This window comes from Halosegnis marinus (assembly GCF_029338355.1).
In the GTDB taxonomy this organism is placed as follows: domain Archaea; phylum Halobacteriota; class Halobacteria; order Halobacteriales; family Haloarculaceae; genus Halosegnis; species Halosegnis marinus.
The window spans coordinates 1,356,544-1,375,418 of record NZ_CP119802.1; the positions used below are offsets into that span (position 1 = coordinate 1,356,544).

Consider the following 18,875-nt stretch of genomic DNA (forward strand, 5'->3'; position numbering starts at 1 on the left):
CGGGCAAAGCCTTCCCGCCGGCCCCGGCGGCCCGCACGCCCCCCGGTGACACGCGCGTCAGCGCGAAGTCAAGTGGCAGGGGTGCGTACACGGGGTATGAGCGAGGTCACGCCCACGCCGGGCATCCACCACGTCACCTGTATCGCCGGCGACCCGCAGCGCAACATGGACTTCTGGGTCGAGACGCTCGGCCTCCGACTCGTGAAGCGCTCGATCAACCAGGACGAGCCCGGGACGTACCACTTCTTCTTCGCCGACGCGGAGGGGAGCCCCGGGACGAGCATGACGTTCTTCCCGTCGGCCGGCGCGCCCGCCGGCAAGGTCGGCTCCCGGCAGGCCGCCCGGACCGCGTTCCGCGTCCCCGAGGGGAGCCTCGACTACTGGGAGGACCGCTTCGACGACCACGGCGTCGAGTACGACGAGCGCGTCGAGCGGTTCGGCGAGACGGTGCTTCCGTTCTCGGACCCCGATGGCCTCCCGATAGAGCTCGTCGCGGTCGAGATACCCGACGACGACCCGACGGTGCCGTGGACGGCGTTCGTCCCCGAGGAGCACGCCATCCGCGGCTTCCACTCCGTGACGCTGTGGCTCCCGGACCCGGAGCCGACGGGCGACCTCCTGCGGACGATGGGCCTCGAGGAGGTCGGCACCGAGCAGGCACAGGGCGACGCGCCGGGCGATCGCCGGACGCGCTTCGCCGCCGCCGGTCCCGTCGGGACGTACGTCGACGTGCTCCCGACCATCTCCGCCGGGCGACAGGGCCGCGGTACGGTCCACCACGTCGCCTTCCAGACGCCCACGGACGACGACCAGGAGGCGATGCGCGAGGCCGTGCGCCGCGCGGGCCTCTCCCCGACGAACCAGATAAATCGCCACTGGTTCCGCTCCGTCTACTTCCGCGAGCACGGCGGCGTCCTGTTCGAGCTGGCGACGAGCGACCCGGGCTACGACAGCGACGAGCCGCTCGACGAACTGGGCGAACGGCTCGTCCTCCCCGGGAAGTTCGAGTCGCGCCGCGAGCAGATCGAGGCGAACCTCCCCGACGTGACGGTGCCCCGCCCCGAGGACCCGGTCGAGCAGTAACCGGCTCCCCTTCCCGTCCACATTATATTCCTAGAACTGTGGGTCCGAACAGCCTTATGTGATAGTGTACCACGAACGTGGTATGAACGGCCGCGAGACCGAGTACGTGAAGAAGGCCTGCGCGTACGTGACCCGCAACGGGTCGGAGCTGTTGGTGTTCGAGGGACCGGGCCACGACGGCCTCCAGATACCGAAGGGGACCGTCGAGGCCGACGAGGACCCGCGCGAGGCGCTGTACCGCGAGGTGATAGAGGAGAGCGGCGTCGCCACCGTCGGCCGGGTGCGCCACCTCGCCACCGACGTGTGGAACCGCCGGAACGACCCGCCCAAGCGGTACGTGCGGAGCTTCTACCGCGTCCCCGTCCACGAGCCGCGGGACGCGTGGACCCACACCGTCACCGGGACGGGCGAGGAGCGCGGCGCGGAGTTCGCGTTCCGGTGGGTGGACCTCCCCGCCCGCGGCGAGTTCGCGCTCGACCTCGACGACTACCTCGGCGCGCTCGCCGCGGCCGAGGAACCGGCCGGCGGCATCGCCGCCGACTGACCCCAGAGGCGAATACCGCCCGGCCCGTAGCCCGGCCCGATGACGCTTCACTTCGAGGACGTCGAGGTCGGGACGACGTACGAGGTCGGCGAGTACGCCGTGACCGAGTCGGAGATAATCGCGTTCGCCGAGCAGTTCGACCCCCAGCCGTTCCACACCGACCCCGAGGCCGCGACGGAGTCGATGTTCGGCGAACTCGTCGCCAGCGGCCTCCACACGCTGTGTCTCTCCGTCCGGCTGTTCGTCACCGAGTTCGTCGGCGGCCACGGCCTCGACAACATGGGCGGGCTGGGGATGGACGACCTGCGGTGGCACGCGCCCGTCACGCCCGGCGACACCCTCTCGCTGTCCATCGAGGTCGCGGAGAAACGGCCCTCCGAGAGCCGCGACGACCGCGGCTACGTCACCTTCGACCGCTGGGTGTTCGCCGAGCGCGACGGCGAGCGGGAGGAGGTGCTCTCGGTCCGCTCGCACAACGTCGTCGGCCGGCGCGACTGACCGCGGGAGGCTTGTGTCCGCGGCTCCTCCGTCCGACGTGGACCGACTCGCCGCCGCGCTCGCCGGCTGTACGGCCGTCTCGGTCGGCTACACGCTCGTGTACAACGACCGCGCCCGCGACACCTACCCCGGCGTGCTGCTCGTCGCGGCCGCGGCCGACTACTACGGGCTGGCCGTCGAGTGAGGCCGCCTACTCCAGCCGCTCCTGCCACTCCTGTACCTTCGCCATCAGTTCGACCGGCGGCGTGGCGTTCACGTCCGTGTCCCGGAGTTCGTCGAGGACGGCCGCCGTCCCGGGGTCGGGTTCGTCGGCCGCGCCCCCGTCGGCGTTGGCCGCGCCGCGGAACGACCCGCTCCCGAGGTCGAACGTCGCCTGGACCGTCCCGCCGCCCGACCCCTTCGCCTCGATGGCCTGCTCGCGGCGCAGGCGGTCGAGCACGTCCCGCGCGCGGGCGACGACGGGGTCGGGGACGCCCGCGAGTTCCGCGACGTGGACGCCGTACGAGCGGTCGGTCGCGCCCTCCACCACCGTGCGGAGAAAGGTCACGTCCTCGCCGTCCTCGTCCACCGCGACGTGGACGTTCGCCACCCGGTCGAGGTGGTCGGCCAGCCCCGTGAGTTCGTGGTAGTGGGTGGCGAAGAGCGTCTTCGCGCCCACCTCGTTGTGGAGGTACTCCGTCGCGGCCCACGCGATGGAGATGCCGTCGTACGTCGCCGTCCCCCGGCCCACCTCGTCGAGGACGACCAGCGACTCCTCGGTCGCGGAGTGGAGGATGTTCGATAGCTCCTGCATCTCGACCATGAACGTCGAGCGCCCCTGCGCGAGTTCGTCCAGCGCGCCCACGCGGGTGAACACGCCGTCAACGAGCCCCACCGTGGCGGCGTCGGCGGGGACGAAACTCCCCGCCTGCGCCAGCACGGTGATGAGCGCGGCCTGCCGCATGTACGTCGACTTCCCGCTCATGTTCGGGCCCGTGACGAGGAGGAACCGCCGGTCGCGGTCCAGATGCAGGTCGTTCGGGACGAACTCGACCGACTGCTCCACGACGGGGTGGCGACCCGCCTCGACGTGGAGGACGCTGTCGTCCGTGAGGTCGGGCCGCGTCCAGTCGTTGCGCACCGCGTGGGCCGCGAGCGAGCAGTACACGTCCACCTCGGCGAGCGTCGCGCCGACGCGCTGGAGCAGGCCGGCGCGGTCGGCCACCCGCTCGCGCAGGTCGCGGAACAGTTCGTACTCCAGTTCGCCCCGCTCCTCCTCCAGCCGGACGATCTCCCGCTCGCGCTCCTCCAGTTCGGGGGTCGTGAACCGCTCGGAGTTCTTCAGCGTCTTGATGCCCTCGTAGTGGTCCGGCACCTCGTCGGCGACGGACTTCCCGACCTGGATGTAGTAGCCGTCCGTCGTGTTGCGGTCCACGGTGATACGCGAGAGGCCGTGTTCCGCCCTCTCGCGCTCCGCGAGCGTGTCTATCCACTCCGCGGCCGCCTCGTACCGCTCCACGACCTCGGCCAACTCCTCGTCGTACTCCGGCCGGAGCAGGCCGCCCTCGGTCAGGGTTCCCGGGGGGTCGGCCGCGAGCGCCTCGTCCAGTTCGGCGTGGAGGGCGGCCGCGGCGTCGGTGTCGAGGTCGGCGAGCGCGTCCGCGACCGCCGACCCGTCGAGTCGCGGGCTCGACTCGACCGCCTCGCGGAGGTCCGGGACGAGCGCGAGCGTGTCGCGCACCCGGCACATCGCGGGGGCGTCGAGGCTCCCCGACACCGCCCGCGAGGCCAGCCGTTCGAGGTCGTACGCGCCCGAGAGCAGGTCGCGAATTCGCTCGCGGCCCATCGCGTCGGCCGACAGCGCCTCGACGGCGGCGTGGCGCGCCTCCAGTTCCCCGCGCCGACGGACGGGGCGGCCGAGCCACTCCTTCAGCAGGCGGCCGCCCGCGCTCGTCTCGGTGTGGTCTATCGTCTCGAACAGCGAGACGCCGCGGGCGGTCATCGGCTCCGTGAGTTCGAGGTTGCGCTGGGTCGTCGCGTCCAGCGAGACGTGTTCGTCGGGCGTGTACGTCCGCAGGCGGGTGACTGAGGCGAGGACGCCGACGCCCGTCTCCGCGACGTACGACAGCGCGGCGCCGGCCGCCTGGACCGCCGCCTCGTCGTCCAAGCCGACGCTCTCCGCGGCCTCGCCGAACTGCTCGCGCAGGGTGTGTCGGGCGCGACCGGGCCCGAAGTCGTCCGTCGCGTGGAGGGTCATCGTCGCGTCGACGCGCTCGCGGACGGCGTCGAGGAAGCCGTCGTCGCTCCGCAGCCCCGGCCCCGGCAGCAGTTCGGTCGGCGCGAAGCGGTACAGTTCCGTGAGCGCGCGCGACTCGGCGTCCGTGCCGGAGAGCGAGGTCACGTGGAAGCGGCCGGTCGTCACGTCGAGGAAGGCCAGCCCGTACGTCCCGGCGTTCTCGACGGCGACGGCGAGGTACTGCGCGTCGTCGCCCGACGGGTCCACGAGCGTCCCCGGCGTCACGACCCGGGAGATACGCCGCTCGTGGCCCCCCCTCGACCTCGTGTTGGTCGGCGACGGCCACGCGGTAGCCGCGCTCGACCAGCGCCTTCAGGTAGGGGTCGAGGTCCGCGACGGGGACCCCGGCCATCTCGTACATCTCGCCGCCCGAGGAGCGCTCGGACACCTTCAGGTCCAGTTCGTCGCCCACCGTCGCCGCGTCCTCGCCGAAGAACTCGTAGAAATCGCCCATCTGCATCGCCAGCACGTCCGCCTCGGACTCGCGTTTCAGCGCGAAGAACTCGCCGACGATTCCCTCCGCGGTCATGGCTCCCCGTCGTGGCCTTCGGGGTATGAAGCTGTGGGTCCGGGGCGGGCGGGGCGGGGCCGCCGCGGTTTTGTGTCCGGCGCGAATACCGCGGGTATGGATCACTTCGGACTGAAGGCCAGGATGGCCGTCGTCGGCTCCATCCTGTTCGCCTTCTACGCCGTCGCGGCCGCGGTTCTGCTGGGGATGTTCGGGACCGGCGTCCTCCCGCTCGTGCTGGTCGGGAGCGTCCTGTTCGTCGGCGTCCAGTACAAGGTCGGCAAGTGGGCCGCGCTCCGCAGCGTCGGCGCGGAGGACATGCCCGAGGGGGCGCTACCCCGGCATCCACGAGCGCGTGGAGCGGCTCTCCGACGAGATGGGCATCGAGAAGCCGACGCTGAAGGTCGCCTCGATGGGCGTCCCGAACGCCTTCGCCGTCGGGCGGAAGGGGGCGGGCGTCGTCGTCGTCAGCGAGGAACTCATCCGCCTGCTCGACGACGACGAACTGGAGGGCGTGCTGGCGCACGAACTCGCGCACATCGCCAACCGCGACGTGGTGATGATGGTGCTCGGACAGGGTATCGCCTCCATCGTCGCCATCGTCGCCCAGTGGGTCGTGCTGCTCACCGGCGACAACGAGATCGTCGACTTCTTCCTCGCCATCGTCGTCGGCCAGCTGGTGCAGATGCTCGTGATGGTGTTCGTGCTCGCCATCTCCCGCTACCGGGAGTACGTCGCCGACAGCGACGCGAGCGAGGCCATCGGCGGCGGCGACCCGCTCGCCCGCGCGCTGGAGAAGATATCGCGGGGCAACGAGCGCGCCTCCGACTCGGCGGTGGACGAGCAGGTGAACGCGCTGTGTATCTTCGGCGACGGCTCCGGGCTGGCGAAGCTGTTCTCCACCCACCCGCCCGTCGAGAAGCGCATCGAACGCCTCCGCGCGTAGATGGACACGCGGACCCTGCTGGCGGCCGTCCTCGGCGTCGGCCTCGGGCTCGTCTGTCTCGCCGCGCCGGGCGCCGTCCTCAGGGTGCAGTTCGCCGGGCGGCTGCCGGACCGCGGCGGCGAGTACGGCACCGACGGCGACGGCTCCGACCGTCTCCGCCTCCTCGTGCGCGTCGTCGGCGCGGCGCTCGTCCTCGCGGGCGGCTACTTCGCGGCGTCGGGTGCGGGCCTCGTCTAGGCGAACGGCTATACCCGGGGCCGGGGAAGCCGCGGCATGGACGAGACGGTCGCTGTGACGGTCGAACTGCCCCCCGAGACGGCCGCGGCACTCGGCGACGACCCCGCCGCGCGCCTCGCGGAACTGGCCGCGGACGAGGCGACGATGCGCCGCTCCGTGGAGACGTACGTGGAGAGCGACGAGCCGGTCGGCCGGGAGACGGTCGCGGAGATACCGCCGCCCATCGGCGCGCTGCTGGGCTTCGAGCCGGTGGCGATGGAACCGGGCAGCGTCACGCTGGAGATGGAGGCCAGCCCCCGCTTCGCCAACCCGATGGGGACGCTCCACGGCGGCGTCCTGTGTGACCTCGGGGACGCCGCGATGGGCTACTCGTACGCCAGCACGCTCTCCGAGGAGGAGTCGTTCACCACGCTCGAACTCGACGTGAAGTTCCTCAAGCCGGTGTGGAAGGGGACGCTCCGGGCCGAGGGGAACGTCGTGAAGGGCGGGCGCACGGTGGGCCTCGTCGAGTGCGACGTGACCGACGCGGAGGGGTCGCTGGTCGCGCGGCTGGAGAGCGTCTGTCTCACGCTCCGCGACGAGATGGCCGCGGGGCGTTAGGAGGTCGAGAACCCGCCGTCCACGCGGAGCCCCTCCCCGGTGATGTAGGACGCGCGGTCGCTGGCGAGGAACTCGATGGCGTCGGCTATCTCCTCGGGCTTACCCAGCCGACCCAGCGGGTACCGCTTCAGCATTATCTCGCGGGCCTTCTCGGGGTCCTCGCGGCTGGCGAAGAACTGCTGGCCGAGTTCCGTGTCGGTGAAGGCCGGGCAGACGGCGTTACACCGGACGCCCGAGCGGCCGGCCTCGGCGGCGACGGCGCGCGTGAAGTTCATCACCGCGCCCTTGGTGAGCGAGTAGACGCCCTGCTTCGGGAGGCCGTAGAAGGAGGCGAGCGAGCCGATGTTGACGATGTTGCCGGAGCCCTGCTCCTTCAGGTGCGGGAGCGCCGCGTGACAGCCGTTCCAGACGCCCCGGACGTTCACGTCGAAGACGAAGTCGAACACCGACTGGTCGGTGTCCTCGATGTCCGCGGGCGGGTGGCCGACGCCGGCGTTGTTGACGACGGTGTCGAGGCCGTACTCCTCGACGGTGGCGTCGACGGCCGCGTGGAACGCCTCCGAGTCGGTCACGTCGAGTTCGGTGAACTCCGCCTCGCCGGCGTAGTCGCCGTCGTTGATGTCCGCGACCGTCCCGGGGCCGGTCTCGCTGTTCACGTCCGTCACGACGACGAACGCGCCCTCCTCGGCGAACCGCTTCGCCGCCGACTCGCCGATACCCTGTCCGGCACCCGTAACGAACACCGTTCGACCTTCGTGTCGCATGCCCGTACGTTCGATGCGGCGCACTTAGTTCCTCCCTACCGCTGGAAACCCCGCCTCCGCAACGGCTTTCGGGCCCGCGCCCCGCCCTCCGCCATGCTCGAACCCGGCACCGAGGCCCCCCGATTCGCGCTCCCGAACCAGGACGACGAGACCGTTTCGCTCCCCGAGGAGGGTATCGCCGTCGTCTACTTCTACCCGCGCGCTGACACCCCCGGCTGTACGACCGAGGCCTGCGGCTTCCGCGACGCGTGGGACGAGTACGAGGACCGCGGCGTACACGTGTTCGGTATCAGCGACGACCCCGTGCCCGCGCTCCGGACGTTCGCCGACGAGTACGACCTCCCGGTCGAACTGCTCTCGGACACGGACGGCGAGGTGTCGCGCGCCTACGACTCCTACGGCGAGAAGAACGTCTTCGGCAACACGGTCGAGGGCGTGTTCCGCAACACGTACGTCGTCCGCGACGGCGAGGTCGTGCTCGCCTACGAGGGCGTCGACCCGGAGGACCACGCCGAACAGCTGCTCGCCGACATCGACGCGCTCTGAGTCGGCGAGCACACCCTCGCTTCCCGTCGAACGCGTCACGCTGATACCCCCGCGACCGCTAGGCGAACCGTGGACACCGAGGCGGTGCGGGCGCGGGCGAACGACCTGCCGACGAAGCCCGGCGTCTACCAGTTCGAGCGGGGCGACGCCGTCCTCTACGTGGGGAAGGCGGTGGACCTGCGCGACCGGGTGCGGTCGTACGCGGACCCGCGCGGCGAGCGCATCCGGCGGATGGTGGCGCGCGCCGAGCGCATCGACTTCTCGGTGACGGAGACGGAGACGCAGGCGCTCCTCCTCGAAGCGAACCTCGTCAAGCGGTTCCAGCCGAAGTACAACGTCCGGCTGAAGGACGACAAGTCGTACCCGCTGGTCCAGTTGACGGACCACGAGTTCCCGCGCATCGAGATAACGCGCGACCCGGACGACGCCGCGACGGTGTTCGGCCCCTACACGAACAAGGGCCGGGTGGAGACGGCGGTGAAGGCGCTCCGGGAGACGTTCGGCGTCCGGGGCTGTTCGGACTACAAGTTCGCGGGGCGCGACCGGCCGTGTCTCGACTACGAGGTGGGGCTGTGTACCGCGCCGTGCGTGGGCGAGATAGACGCGGAGAGCTACCTCGGGGACGTGGACTCCGTCCGGCGCTTCCTCGACGGGGAGACGGGCGTACTCGCCGACCCGATGCGGGCGGCGATGGAGGCGGCCGCGGGCGAGCAGGAGTTCGAGCGCGCCGCGAACCTCCGCGACCGTCTCGCCGCCGTGGAGTCGTTCCACGAGGGCGGCGCGGCGGCGGTGCAGGGGGAGGCCCGGGAGGCGCGCGTCGAGGTGCTGGGCGTCGCCGTCGAGGGCGCGGACGCCACCGTCGCCCGCCTCGTCAGCGAGGACGGGAAGCTGGTGGACCGCGAGCGCCACCGCGTCACGGCCCCCGAGGCGAGCGAGGTGTCGCGCCTGCTGTCGGCGTTCCTGCCGCAGTTCTACGCCGAGCGCGACCTGCCCGATGCCGTACTGCTCCAGGAGCGGCCGTCCGACCCCGACGTGCTCGACTGGCTCGAACGCGAGGGCACCGCGGTGCGGGTGCCGGGCGCGGGCCGGGAGGCGACGCTCGTGGACCTCGCGCTGAAGAACGCGCGCCGGCAGACGGGCCGGCGCGACGAGTGCGCGGCGCTCGCCGCGGAGTTGGGTATCGACGCCGCGGACCGGATAGAGGGGTTCGACGTGAGCCACGCGCAGGGGAAGGCGGTCGTCGGCTCCGACGTGTGTTTCGTGGACGGCGACGAGTCGAAGGCGGACTACCGCCGGAAGAAGCTCGCGGACGAGAACGACGACTACGCGAACATGCGGCGGCTGGTGCGGTGGCGCGCCGAGCGCGCCGTCGCGGGCCGCGACGACCGCCCGGACCCGGACCTGCTCCTCATCGACGGTGGCGAGGGGCAACTGAACGCGGCGCTGGAAGCACTGGAGGAGACGGGCTGGGACGTCCCCGCAGTCGGGCTCGCGAAGGCCGAGGAGCGCGTCGTCGCGCCCGACCGCGCGTACGACTGGCCGAGCGACGCCGACCACCTCCGCCTGCTCCAGCGCGTGCGCGACGAGGCCCACCGGTTCGCGGTGGCGTACCACCAGCAGGTGCGCGACGCCGTCTCGACGACGCTCGACGACCTGCCGGGGGTCGGCCCCGAACTGCGCCGGCGGCTGCTCCGGCGGTTCGGGAGCGTCGAGGGCGTCAGGAACGCGAGCGAGGCGGAACTCGCCGACGTGGAGGGGGTCGGCCCGGCGACGGCGGCGACCATCGCGGCGCGGCTGTAGCCGAGCGCCGCCGCTCGCGGGGCGGAATCCGGCCCCGCCCGACCCGTGCGACGTGCACCCACTGCGTGCCGTGTACCAAGCGGCGTGTCGGGGTCGGGGCGACCGTACCCCACCCTCTCGGGGGCGACACTAAAACATTGCTTTCGCTTGTCCTAAGTAAAGCGGACTTGTTCTACGGCTCGTCGGGCGCGGGCACGCCGACGTCGTCGGCCACGTCGAGTTCGAATTCGGCCTCCAGCCGGCGGATACGGTCGCGGATGTCGGCCGCCAGCTCGAACTCCAGGTTGTCCGCGGCCTCGCCCATCCGGCGCTCCAGCGACTCGACCAGCTCCTCGGCCTCGTCGACCGAATCGGCCTCCAGCCCCGAGACGCCCGAGGTGTCCGTCTTCGACCCCGGCAGGGAGGTCTCGCCGACCTCCTTCTCGATGGTGCGGGGCGTGTGGCCGTGCTCCTCGTTGAACGCCTGCTGGATGCGGCGGCGCCGGGCCGTCTCCTCGATGGCCGACCGCATCGCGTCTGTCGTCCGGTCCGCGTAGAGGACGACCTTCCCCTCGACGTTGCGCGCGGCCCGACCCATCGTCTGGACGAGCGTCGTCTCCGACCGCAGGAACCCCTCCTGGTCGGCGTCGAGGATACAGACGAGCGACACCTCGGGGATGTCGAGCCCCTCGCGCAGGAGGTTGATGCCGACGAGCACGTCGATGTTCCCCAGCCGGAGGTCGCGGATTATCTCGTGGCGTTCGAGCGTGTCCGTCTCGTCGTGCATGTACTCGACGCCGACGCCCGCCTCCTCCAGGTACTCGGTGAGGTCCTCGGCCATCCGCTTCGTCAGCGTCGTCACGAGCACGCGCTCGTCGCGCTCGACGCGCTCCGCCACCCGGTCGAGCAGGTCCTCTACCTGCCCCTCCGCGTCGGTCACCTCTATCTCGGGATCCACGAGGTGGGTCGGGCGGACGATCTGCTCGACGATGCGCTCGGACTCCTCGCGCTCGTAGTCGCCGGGGGTCGCGGAGACGTACAGCGTCTTGTCGGTCTTCTCCTCGAACTCCTCGAAGGTGAGCGGGCGGTTGTCGTACGCCGTCGGGAGGCGGAAGCCGTTCTCCACGAGCGAGTCCTTCCGGGACTTGTCGCCCGCGAACTGCCCCTTTATCTGCGGGATGGTCTGGTGGGACTCGTCGACCACGGTGAGGAAGTCGTCGGGGAAGTAGTCGAGCAGGGTGTACGGCGCCTCCCCGCTCTCGCGGTCGGACATGTGGACGGAGTAGTTCTCGATGCCCGAACAGTAGCCGGACTCCCGGAGCATCTCCAGGTCGAAGGTGGTGCGCTCCTCGATGCGCTGGGCCGCGACGAGGTCGCCCTGTCGCTCGAAGTAGCGCACGCGCTGTTCCATCAGCTCCTCTATCTCCGCGGTGGCCTCCTCGATGGTCCCCTCCGGAATCGAGTAGTGCTCCGCCGGGTGAACGAGCACCGCCGGCTCCTCGCCCTTCATCTCGCCCGCGGTGACGTCCACCTTCGTCAGCCGGTCTATCTCGTCGCCCCAGAACTCCACCCGGACGGCGTAGCGGCCGTACATCGGGAATATCTCGACCGTGTCGCCGCGCACGCGGAACGTCCCCTGATGGAAGTCCACGTCGTTGCGCTCGTAGTTCAGGTCCACGAGTTCGGCGAGCAGGTCGTCGCGGTCGATGCGGTCGCCCGGCTCCAGCCGCAGCGCCATCTCCGTGTAGTTCGCCGGGTCGCCCAGTCCGTAGATGGCCGAGACGGAGGCGACGACGATGACGTCGTCGCGGGTGAGCAGCGACCGCGTCGCGGAGTGGCGGAGCCGGTCTATCTCCTCGTTGATGGACATCTCCTTGTCGATGTAGGTGTCCGAGGACTCGACGTACGCCTCCGGCTGGTAGTAGTCGTAGTAGGAGACGAAGTACTCGACGGCGTTGTCGGGGAACAGCTCCCGGAACTCCTCGTACAGCTGTGCCGCGAGCGTCTTGTTGTGGGCGATGACGAGGGTGGGCCGCTGGAGCTCCTCTATCGTCCACGAGACGGTGTTGGTCTTCCCCGACCCCGTCACCCCGAGCAGGGTCTGTTTCTCCATGCCGGACTCGTAGCCGTCGACGAGTTCGGCGATGGCCTCGGGCTGGTCGCCCGCCGGCTCGAACGGCGCGTCCACGCGGAACGGCTTCTCGGCGTCCGGCCGGTCGGGGCGCAGCGGGCCGGACTGCGAATCACTCATCGCCGGAGGAAGGGGGCCGCGACACTTCAGTCGCTCGTCGCCGGGGCCGGGTCGTCGGTCCACAGCCACGCGTCCGGGTTCGCCGGGTCGTAGATGACGAACGCGCCGTCCTCGAAGGCGATCTCCGACACCGGCTCCTCCTCGTCGGGCTCCGGTCGGGTGCCGCCGCGGCGTCTCATACCTCCGGCTTCGCCGTTCCCCGCAAAGACCCTTCTCCGAACTCCGTCCCGACTCTCACCCGAATCTCCCGGACGCTTAATCGCCCCGCGCCCGTGACCCCGGTATGCGCGTCGTCAGCCTGCTCCCGTCCGCGACGGAGATCGTCTACGCGCTCGGCGTGGAGCCGGTCGCCACCTCCCACGAGTGCGACTACCCGCCCCGAGCGGCCGACCTGCCGGACGCCAACCGCGCGCGGGTCGACCCGACCGCCTCGGCCGGCGAGATAGACGCACAGGTCCTCGACGCCGAGGAGTCGGGCGGCGTTTACGCCATCCGAAAGGACGTGCTCGCCGAGGCCGACCCGGACGTGATCGTCTCGCAGGGCATCTGTGACGTGTGTGCCGTCGACGAGGTGCTCGTCCGCGAGGCCGTCGAGGAGCTCGGGCTGGACTGCGAGGTGGTCACCACGGACCCGCACTCGCTCTCGGACGTGCTCGACGATATCGAGCGGCTGGGCACGGCGCTCGACCGGGAGGCGCGCGCGGCCGAGGTGGTCGCGGACCTCCGCGAGCGGGTCGCCGACATCGAGGCGCGGGCCGCGGCCGCGGGCGGCGACACCCCCCGCGTCGCGGTGTTCGACTGGACCGACCCCGCCATGGTCGCGGGCCACTGGATACCGGGGATGGTCGAGCGGCTGGGCGGCGAGTTCGGTCTGCAGGAACGCGGGGCGGCCTCCCGCCCGTTCGAGTGGGAGGAGATACGCGCGTACGACCCCGAGGTGGCCGTCGTCGCGCCGTGCGGCTTCGACCTCGCACAGACGGCGGCGAACCTCGGCGACCTCACGGACCGGGAGGGGTGGGACGACCTCGCCGCGGTCCGGAACGACCGCGCGTTCGCGCTCGACGGGCACCGCTTCGTCAACCGCCCGGGGCCGCGGCTCGTCGAGACGATGGCGTACCTCGGGTGGTGTCTCTCCCCCGACGCGTTCGACGCGCCGCCCGCGGACGCCGCCCGCCGGCTGGAGCGGCGGGTCGCCTGATGCGGCTCGCTTCGGACGCCCGCGAAGCGATGGTCGCACACGCCCGCGAGGGCGCGCCCGAGGAGGTGGTCGGCGTCCTCGTCGGCGAGCGCGACCCCGACCGCGTGACGCGCGTCGAGCGCGCGACGAACGCCGCCGCCGACCCGGAGACCCGCTACGAACTCGACCCGGCCGAACTGCTCGCCGCGCTCGACGCCGTCGAGGCCGCGGGCGACGAGGTGGTCGGCTTCTACCACTCGCACCCGCGCGGCCCGCTCGCCCCGAGCGAGACGGACGAGCGGCTGGCGACGTGGGGCGGGTACGTGTACGCCATCGTCTCGCTCGACGGCGACCCCGCGGTGGGCGCGTGGCGGTGGACGGGCGAGCGGTTCGACCCCGTCGCCGTCGAGTAAGGCACTTGTCCGCGGCCCGCGAGGTCCGCCCGTGAGCGAACTCACGGTCGAGGTGGTCCACGTCGTCGCGCCCGACGAACTCGACGAGTACGACCTCGACCCGGCGCTGCGCGAGCGGGCCGACGGCCGCTACCTCCTCGTCGGCCGGAAAGGGGGGTCGCCGTCGCTGGGCGAGCGGGTGTGGGCGTTCCTCCGCCGGTCCCCCATCGAGGCCGTGACGCTGGTGGCCGACGAGGGGGCCGAGGAGGGTGAGGAACTGACCGTCGAGGCCGCGGAGACGGACACGCCGGGTGTGTACGAGGTCAGATAGTGCAGCCGCCGACGTACTCCACGTCGTGGACGGAGTCGATGGTGTCGCCGTCGCCGCACACCGGACAGTCCGGGCGCGGTTCCAGCGGAATCTCCTCGAAGGTCATGTCGGCGGCGTCGTAGAAGACGAACCGGCCGTCGAGCGTCTCCCCGTAGTCGAGCAGGAGCTTGATGGCCTCCGTGGCCTGTATCGTCCCGACGACGCCGGGGAGGACGCCGAGCACGCCCGCCTCCGCACAGGAGGGGACGGTGCCCGGTTCGGGGGCCTCAGGGAACAGACAGCGGTAGCACGGCCCCCCGTCGTTCGCCTCGAACGTCGTCACCTGCCCCTCGAACCGGAGGATGGCTCCGTGCGAGAAGGGGACGCCCGCGAGCGTGCAGGCGTCGTTCACGAGGTAGCGCGTCTCGAAGTTGTCCGAGCCGTCCACGACGACGTCGTACTCCGCGACCAGTTCCTCGACGTTGTCGGCCGTGACGCGCGTCTCGTGGGTCTCGACCTCGATGTCGGGGTTCAGCCGCTCGACGTACCCCCTCGCCGACTCGACCTTCGGGACCCCGATGTCGGCGTCGGCGTGGATGACCTGTCGCTGGAGGTTCGACCGCTCGACGACGTCGTCGTCGGCGACGCCGAGGGTACCGACGCCCGCGGCCGCGAGGTACTGGATGACGGGGGAGCCGAGGCCGCCCGCCCCGAGACACAGCACCCGCGAGTCGAGCAGGTCGGCCTGTCCCTCCGGGCCGACCCCGTCCATGATGATGTGTCTGGAGTAGCGGTCCAGCCCCTCCGCGTCGAGCGCGAGACTCATCGTCCGGGTTCGGCGACGCGGGAACCTAAAGGCTCCCCCGCCCGGAAAACGTCCGGGCGGCGAGGACACAAACGGCCCCCATACCGTCTCTACGGGGTGTTCGGCCCCCGATTTAACCACGTTAGGGTGGGGCTATTATATGCGCTCCCGACCTAGAAGAGGGTGGACTATGGTACAACCAGGCAGTACGGAGGAGCTTATCCTCTGGATAGGCACCATCGGGATGGCCCTCGGCACCCTCGCGTTCATCGCGATGGGGTGGGGCGAGAAGGACGAACAGAAGCAGGAGTTCTACATAATCACCATCTTCATCACGGCCATCGCCGCGGTGTCGTACTTCAGCATGGCGACGGGGTACGGCCTGATAGAGGTGGCCGGCATCGACATCTACTGGGCGCGGTACGCGGACTGGCTGTTCACCACGCCGCTGCTGCTGCTCGACCTCGCGCTGCTCGCGGGGGCGAACCGCAACACCATCGCGACGCTCGTCGGCCTCGACGTGGCGATGGTCGTCACCGGCCTCGCCGGCGCGCTCGCGACCGAGGGCGCGACCTTCCGCATCGCGTGGTGGGGTATCAGCTGCGGCTTCTTCGTCGCGCTGCTGTACTTCCTCGTCTCCACGCTGAGCCAGCAGGCCGCGAAGCGCTCGGGGGACGTCGCCGCGACGTTCTCCACGCTCCGTAACATCGTCATCGTGCTCTGGACCGCGTATCCCATCGTGTGGATCATCGGGACGGAGTCCACGCTCGGCTACATCGGGCTGACGACGGAGACGGCGCTGTTCGCCGTGCTCGACCTCGCCGCGAAGGTCGGGTTCGGGTTCATCCTGCTCCGCAGCCGCAAGGTGCTCGACTCGGTCTCGTCGGCCGCGGCGCAGTCCGCCGACTGAGGACCGCTCCGTAGCCGTCTTTTTCACGACGCCGCACCGAGTAGCCGTATGGCCGCGCTGAGCTATCTCGGATTCCACCTCGTCTTCCTCGCGCCCCTGCTGTTCGTCCTCGTGTTGGGGGTCTCGCTGCGCCGCCTCCGGCTTCCGCGCGCGCGGGTCCAGTGGGGCGGTATCGGCATCCTCGTCGCCGTCGCCGTTCTCTACACCATCCCGTGGGAGATGGCGCTCATCGGGCGGGGCGTCTGGACCTACGGCGAGGGGGCCGTCCGCGCGCGGCTGTGGGGCATCCCCTACGAGGAACTGCTGTTCATCGCCGTCCAGCCGATAGCCACGGCGCTGTGGCTCTACCAGTTCACGGACCCCTCCGACCGGCCGCTCGCCGTTTCGCTCCCGAACCGCGCGCTCGGCGCGCTCGCCGGCCTCGCGATATGCGCCGTCGGGGTCGCGCTGTACCTCCGCGGCGGGACGACCACGTACCTCGGGGCGCTCCTCGGGTGGGCCGGCCCCGTCTTCGCCATCCAGTGGGCGTTCGGCTGGCCGTACCTCGTCGAGAAGCGCCGGACCGTGGCCGTCGGCGTCGGCCTGCCGACGCTGTACCTGTGTGCGGCCGACACCGTCGCCATCGGCGTCGGCATCTGGAAGCTGTCGCCGACCTACACCACCGGGCTCGCCTTCGCCGGCCTCCCCCTCGAGGAGGCCCTGTTCTTCCTGTGTACGAACCTGTTCGTCGTCCAGGGGCTCGTCCTGTGGCTGTGGCTCACCGAGCGGCTGGGTATCGACCCCGCGAACGTGCCCGCCGACCCCGTCGGCCAGTGAGCGCCGCCCTGTTCCCCCCCGCGTCGGCCCGCGACACGGTCCGGACGTGGGCGCTCGCCCCCGGCTGGGTCGCCTGCGCGCTCCTCGCGGCCGTCTTCGCGTTCGACCCCGCGGTCCCCCTCGAACTGCAGTACCTCCCGCTCGTCGTCTCCGTCGTCCTCGTGGGGCTCCCCCACGGGGCCATCGACCACCTCGTCCCGGCGCGCCTGCGCGGCGAGTCGCCGGACGCCCGCTCGATGCTCGGCGTGGGCCTGCTCTACGCCCTTCTCGGCGGCGCGTACACCGCGGCGTGGTTCCTCGTCCCGGTCGCCTGCTTCGCCTTCTTCATCCTCCTCACGCTGGCCCACTGGGGGCAGGGCGACGTCCACGCGGTCGTCGCGCTCGGGGGCGGCGACCACCTCCGGTCGCGCCCACAGCGCGTCCTCGCCGCGGTCGTCCGCGGCGGCTTCCCGATGCTCGTCCCGCTCGTCGCCTTCCCCGAGCAGTACCGCGCCGTCGCCGGGGCGCTCGTCGCCCCCTTCGCCGCGGCGCCAGACCCGCTCGCACCCGCCTTCGCCCCCGACGTCCGCCTCGTCGTCGGCGTCGGGTTCGCCCTGCTCGTCGCCGTCCACCTCGCGCTCGGGTACCGGAGCGGTGGCGCGGGGTGGCGACTCGACGCCGGCGAGACGGTCCTGCTCGGGGCGTTCTTCGCCACCGTTCCCCCGGTGCTCGCCGTCGGGACGTACTTCTGTCTGTGGCACGCCGCGCGCCACGTCGCCCGCCTCGCTCTGCTCGACGAGCCCTCGGTTCGGGGACTCCGGCGCGGGCGCGTCCGGCCCGCGCTCGTCCGATTCGCGAAGCAGGCCGCGCCGCTGACCGCCCTCTCGCTCGCCTTCCTCGGGGGGCTGTACCTCGTCGTTCCCGACCGCCCCACGACGGTGCCGGGGTTCGTCGGCCTCTACCTCGTGCTCATCGCGGCGCTGACGCTCCCGCACGTCGCCGTCGTCGCGTGGATGGACCGCGCCCAGGGCCTGTGGCGCGCCGCCGTATCGGAACGCGCTTGAACGGCCGGCCGGAACGCCGGGCGTGAACGGCGACCGACTCCAGTTCCTGTCGCTCTACTTCGTCCGCTTCTCCGGCGGCTTCGGCCTCGCGGCGCTCGTCACGCTCCTGCCGACGTACATCTCGCTGTACGACCCGTCGGGCCTCGTCATCGGCCTCTACACCTCCGCGTTCACGCTCGCCTCGACCGTCGCCATCGTCCCGTTCGCGTGGGGCGGCGACGCGGGCGACAAGCGCCGGGTGCTCGCCGTCGCCGTCGCGCTCGCGCTCGTCTCCTACGTCGGCTTCGCGTTCGTCACCGGCTCGTGGGGCTTCGTCGCCGCCCGCTCGGTGCAGGGCTTCGCGGCGACCGGCGCGTCGCTGATGTCGCTGTCGCTCGTCGGCGAACTCGCCCCCACGGGGGAGCGGGCCAACCACATCGGGAAGGCGAACGCCGCCCGCCTCGCCTCCGGCATCGTCGGCTCGCTCTCCGTCGGCGCGATATACGAGATATACGGCTTTCGCGCGGTGTACGGCCTGCTCGTCGCCCTGCTCGCGCTCGCGCTCGTCGCGCTCGTCGCCTTCGTCCGGCCCGACCCCGTCCGCATCGAGGGGTTCCCCTTCTCCTCGCTGTCGGTGAACGAGCGGCTCCGCACGCTCTCGACGTTCCGCGGCCAGTACGCCGTCGCCGTCACGCTGGTGCGGACGTGGGTGCCCATCTACGCCGGGGTCGAGGCCGCACAGGGCGGCCTCGCCTACGGCTCCTTCGCCGTCGCGGTCGTCATCACCGCCGAGAAGGCCGCGAACATGGCGTTCCAGCCGTACACCGGCCGGCTCTCCGACCGGTTCGGCCGCGCCGCGTTCGTCGCCGCCGGCGGCGCGGGCTACGGCCTCGTCGCGCTCGCCGTCCCCTTCGCGCCCGGTATCGGGACGGCGCTCGGCCTCCCGCCGGGGGTGCCCGGCGCCGCCGCGCTGGCCGACACCGCCCTCGTGCGCGTCGTCGGCGTCTCGGAGGCCGTGGCGGGCCTCGCGACGCTCACGCCCGCGTTCCTCCCGCTCGTGGGCGCGAACGCCCTGCTCGGGGCGACCGACGCCTTCCGCGAGCCGGCCAGCATGGCGCTGTTCGCCGACGAGGGGGAGAACACCGAGGGCGGGGGCGTCGCCTCCTCGTTCGGTATCCGGGAGTTCGTCTGGCGGCCCGGTTCGGTCGCCGCCCCGTTCCTCGGCGGCTGGCTCATGACCGAGGTGGGGATGGCGTGGGTGTTCTACGCGGGCGGCGCGGCCGCGCTGTCGGCCGTGGTCGTCTTCCTCGCCGTCCTCGCGGCCCAGCACGGCCCCGCCGCGCTCCGCACGTGGTAAGCCCGAGAGAACGCCGGTAACGGCACCCTACCGCCGGTACGGAACGATTGGCTAT

Annotated in this window: 19 protein-coding genes and 2 pseudogenes; 16 read left to right on the forward strand and 5 right to left on the reverse strand. The window is 71.4% G+C overall.

From position 1 onward, the window contains the following. The first annotated feature begins 96 nt into the window (after positions 1-96). From P2T37_RS07545 to P2T37_RS07560, 4 genes are all read left to right on the forward strand, one after another. The gene (locus tag P2T37_RS07545) at positions 97-1,083 is read left to right on the forward strand and encodes a ring-cleaving dioxygenase (RefSeq protein WP_276233302.1); all 987 of its coding nucleotides are present in this window, start codon (positions 97-99) and stop codon (positions 1,081-1,083) included. Between the two features lie 82 nt (positions 1,084-1,165). Beyond that, on the forward strand, positions 1,166-1,627 hold the full coding sequence (locus P2T37_RS07550) for an NUDIX hydrolase (protein WP_276233303.1): 462 nt from the start codon (positions 1,166-1,168) through the stop codon (positions 1,625-1,627). 39 nt (positions 1,628-1,666) lie between these two features. Continuing rightward, positions 1,667-2,125, forward strand: coding sequence for a MaoC family dehydratase (locus tag P2T37_RS07555; RefSeq protein ID WP_276233304.1), 459 nt, complete (start codon positions 1,667-1,669; stop codon positions 2,123-2,125). Positions 2,126-2,162: 37 nt separating this feature from the next. Next, positions 2,163-2,309 carry a hypothetical protein gene (locus P2T37_RS07560; protein WP_276233305.1) on the forward strand — a complete coding sequence of 49 codons (147 nt, stop codon included), beginning with the start codon at positions 2,163-2,165 and terminating at the stop codon, positions 2,307-2,309. Positions 2,310-2,315: 6 nt separating this feature from the next. On the opposite strand, the pseudogene mutS reads toward P2T37_RS07560, so the two are convergent. Beyond that, positions 2,316-4,929 (reverse strand): annotated as a pseudogene (mutS, locus tag P2T37_RS07565) (DNA mismatch repair protein MutS). Positions 4,930-5,052: 123 nt separating this feature from the next. Here mutS and P2T37_RS07570 point away from each other — a divergent pair. From P2T37_RS07570 to P2T37_RS07580, 3 genes and pseudogenes are all read left to right on the forward strand, one after another. Next, a pseudogene (locus P2T37_RS07570) lies at positions 5,053-5,854 on the forward strand (M48 family metallopeptidase). Next, positions 5,855-6,091: a hypothetical protein gene (locus P2T37_RS07575; RefSeq protein WP_276233306.1), complete on the forward strand. Its 237-nt coding sequence runs from the start codon at positions 5,855-5,857 to the stop codon at positions 6,089-6,091. A gap of 36 nt (positions 6,092-6,127) precedes the next feature. Further along, complete coding sequence (locus P2T37_RS07580; RefSeq protein WP_276233307.1) at positions 6,128-6,691, forward strand: PaaI family thioesterase; 564 nt, start codon at positions 6,128-6,130, stop codon at positions 6,689-6,691. Here P2T37_RS07580 and P2T37_RS07585 read toward each other — a convergent pair. Then, entirely contained in the window at positions 6,688-7,455 is a 768-nt protein-coding gene (locus P2T37_RS07585) for an SDR family NAD(P)-dependent oxidoreductase (protein WP_276233308.1), read from the reverse strand. The two genes, P2T37_RS07580 and P2T37_RS07585, sit on opposite strands and share 4 nt — an antisense overlap. Positions 7,456-7,548: 93 nt before the next feature. Between P2T37_RS07585 and P2T37_RS07590 the strand changes: the two genes are divergently transcribed. Together P2T37_RS07590 and P2T37_RS07595 are read left to right on the forward strand one after the other, a co-directional pair. Continuing rightward, positions 7,549-8,001, forward strand: a complete 453-nt coding sequence (locus P2T37_RS07590) for a peroxiredoxin (RefSeq protein WP_276233309.1) — start codon at positions 7,549-7,551, stop codon at positions 7,999-8,001. Between the two features lie 69 nt (positions 8,002-8,070). Then, positions 8,071-9,801, forward strand: coding sequence for an excinuclease ABC subunit C (locus P2T37_RS07595; protein WP_276233310.1), 1,731 nt, complete (start codon positions 8,071-8,073; stop codon positions 9,799-9,801). Between the two features lie 172 nt (positions 9,802-9,973). Here P2T37_RS07595 and uvrB read toward each other — a convergent pair whose 3' ends face one another. Next, positions 9,974-12,031, reverse strand: a complete 2,058-nt coding sequence (gene uvrB / locus P2T37_RS07600) for an excinuclease ABC subunit UvrB (RefSeq protein WP_276233311.1) — start codon at positions 12,029-12,031, stop codon at positions 9,974-9,976. A gap of 26 nt (positions 12,032-12,057) precedes the next feature. Next, positions 12,058-12,210, reverse strand: a complete 153-nt coding sequence (locus P2T37_RS07605) for a DUF7331 family protein (protein WP_276233312.1) — start codon at positions 12,208-12,210, stop codon at positions 12,058-12,060. A 104-nt stretch (positions 12,211-12,314) separates the two neighbouring features. Between P2T37_RS07605 and P2T37_RS07610 the strand changes: the two genes are divergently transcribed. The 3 genes from P2T37_RS07610 to P2T37_RS07620 are packed head-to-tail and all read left to right on the forward strand — an operon-like array spanning position 12,315 to position 13,931. Then, complete coding sequence (locus P2T37_RS07610) at positions 12,315-13,229, forward strand: ABC transporter substrate-binding protein (protein ID WP_276233313.1); 915 nt, start codon at positions 12,315-12,317, stop codon at positions 13,227-13,229. After that, entirely contained in the window at positions 13,226-13,621 is a 396-nt protein-coding gene (locus P2T37_RS07615) for a desampylase (protein WP_382211830.1), read from the forward strand. Before P2T37_RS07610 ends, P2T37_RS07615 begins: the two co-directional genes overlap by 4 nt. A gap of 31 nt (positions 13,622-13,652) precedes the next feature. Continuing rightward, positions 13,653-13,931 (forward strand): DUF7526 family protein, encoded by a 279-nt coding sequence (locus P2T37_RS07620; protein ID WP_276233315.1) that lies wholly within the window; start codon positions 13,653-13,655, stop codon positions 13,929-13,931. On the opposite strand, the gene ubaA is transcribed toward P2T37_RS07620, so the two are convergent. Further along, positions 13,924-14,736 (reverse strand): SAMP-activating enzyme E1, encoded by an 813-nt coding sequence (ubaA, locus tag P2T37_RS07625; RefSeq protein WP_276233316.1) that lies wholly within the window; start codon positions 14,734-14,736, stop codon positions 13,924-13,926. The two genes, P2T37_RS07620 and ubaA, sit on opposite strands and share 8 nt — an antisense overlap. 169 nt (positions 14,737-14,905) lie before the next feature. On the opposite strand from ubaA, the gene P2T37_RS07630 reads away from it, so the two are divergent. Genes P2T37_RS07630 through P2T37_RS07645 form a run of 4 tightly spaced genes read left to right on the forward strand, consistent with a single transcriptional unit; the run spans position 14,906 to position 18,820 of the window. Further along, entirely contained in the window at positions 14,906-15,625 is a 720-nt protein-coding gene (locus P2T37_RS07630; RefSeq protein WP_382211138.1) for a bacteriorhodopsin, read from the forward strand. 48 nt (positions 15,626-15,673) lie between these two features. After that, positions 15,674-16,441, forward strand: coding sequence for a lycopene cyclase domain-containing protein (locus P2T37_RS07635; RefSeq protein WP_276233317.1), 768 nt, complete (start codon positions 15,674-15,676; stop codon positions 16,439-16,441). Beyond that, on the forward strand, positions 16,438-17,484 hold the full coding sequence (locus tag P2T37_RS07640; RefSeq protein ID WP_276233318.1) for a Brp/Blh family beta-carotene 15,15'-dioxygenase: 1,047 nt from the start codon (positions 16,438-16,440) through the stop codon (positions 17,482-17,484). The genes P2T37_RS07635 and P2T37_RS07640 overlap by 4 nt, the downstream gene beginning before the upstream one ends. 22 nt (positions 17,485-17,506) lie before the next feature. Beyond that, a complete protein-coding gene (locus tag P2T37_RS07645) occupies positions 17,507-18,820 on the forward strand; it encodes an MFS transporter (RefSeq protein WP_276233319.1) in 1,314 nt (437 codons plus the stop codon). Positions 18,821-18,875: the final 55 nt, after the last annotated feature.

What these genes read in the sequence shown, in the direction of transcription:
- P2T37_RS07635 (WP_276233317.1), top strand. Translation starts at nt 15,674, where the DNA reads ATGGCCGCGCTGAGCTATCTCGGATTCCACCTCGTCTTCCTCGCGCCC.
- P2T37_RS07590 (WP_276233309.1), top strand. Translation starts at nt 7,549, where the DNA reads ATGCTCGAACCCGGCACCGAGGCCCCCCGATTCGCGCTCCCGAACCAG.
- P2T37_RS07610 (WP_276233313.1), top strand. Translation starts at nt 12,315, where the DNA reads ATGCGCGTCGTCAGCCTGCTCCCGTCCGCGACGGAGATCGTCTACGCG.
- P2T37_RS07630 (WP_382211138.1), top strand. Translation starts at nt 14,906, where the DNA reads ATGGTACAACCAGGCAGTACGGAGGAGCTTATCCTCTGGATAGGCACC.
- P2T37_RS07580 (WP_276233307.1), top strand. Translation starts at nt 6,128, where the DNA reads ATGGACGAGACGGTCGCTGTGACGGTCGAACTGCCCCCCGAGACGGCC.
- ubaA (WP_276233316.1), bottom strand. Translation starts at nt 14,736, where the DNA reads ATGAGTCTCGCGCTCGACGCGGAGGGGCTGGACCGCTACTCCAGACAC.
- P2T37_RS07545 (WP_276233302.1), top strand. Translation starts at nt 97, where the DNA reads ATGAGCGAGGTCACGCCCACGCCGGGCATCCACCACGTCACCTGTATC.
- P2T37_RS07555 (WP_276233304.1), top strand. Translation starts at nt 1,667, where the DNA reads ATGACGCTTCACTTCGAGGACGTCGAGGTCGGGACGACGTACGAGGTC.
- P2T37_RS07575 (WP_276233306.1), top strand. Translation starts at nt 5,855, where the DNA reads ATGGACACGCGGACCCTGCTGGCGGCCGTCCTCGGCGTCGGCCTCGGG.
- P2T37_RS07605 (WP_276233312.1), bottom strand. Translation starts at nt 12,210, where the DNA reads ATGAGACGCCGCGGCGGCACCCGACCGGAGCCCGACGAGGAGGAGCCG.
- uvrB (WP_276233311.1), bottom strand. Translation starts at nt 12,031, where the DNA reads ATGAGTGATTCGCAGTCCGGCCCGCTGCGCCCCGACCGGCCGGACGCC.
- P2T37_RS07550 (WP_276233303.1), top strand. Translation starts at nt 1,166, where the DNA reads ATGAACGGCCGCGAGACCGAGTACGTGAAGAAGGCCTGCGCGTACGTG.
- P2T37_RS07585 (WP_276233308.1), bottom strand. Translation starts at nt 7,455, where the DNA reads ATGCGACACGAAGGTCGAACGGTGTTCGTTACGGGTGCCGGACAGGGT.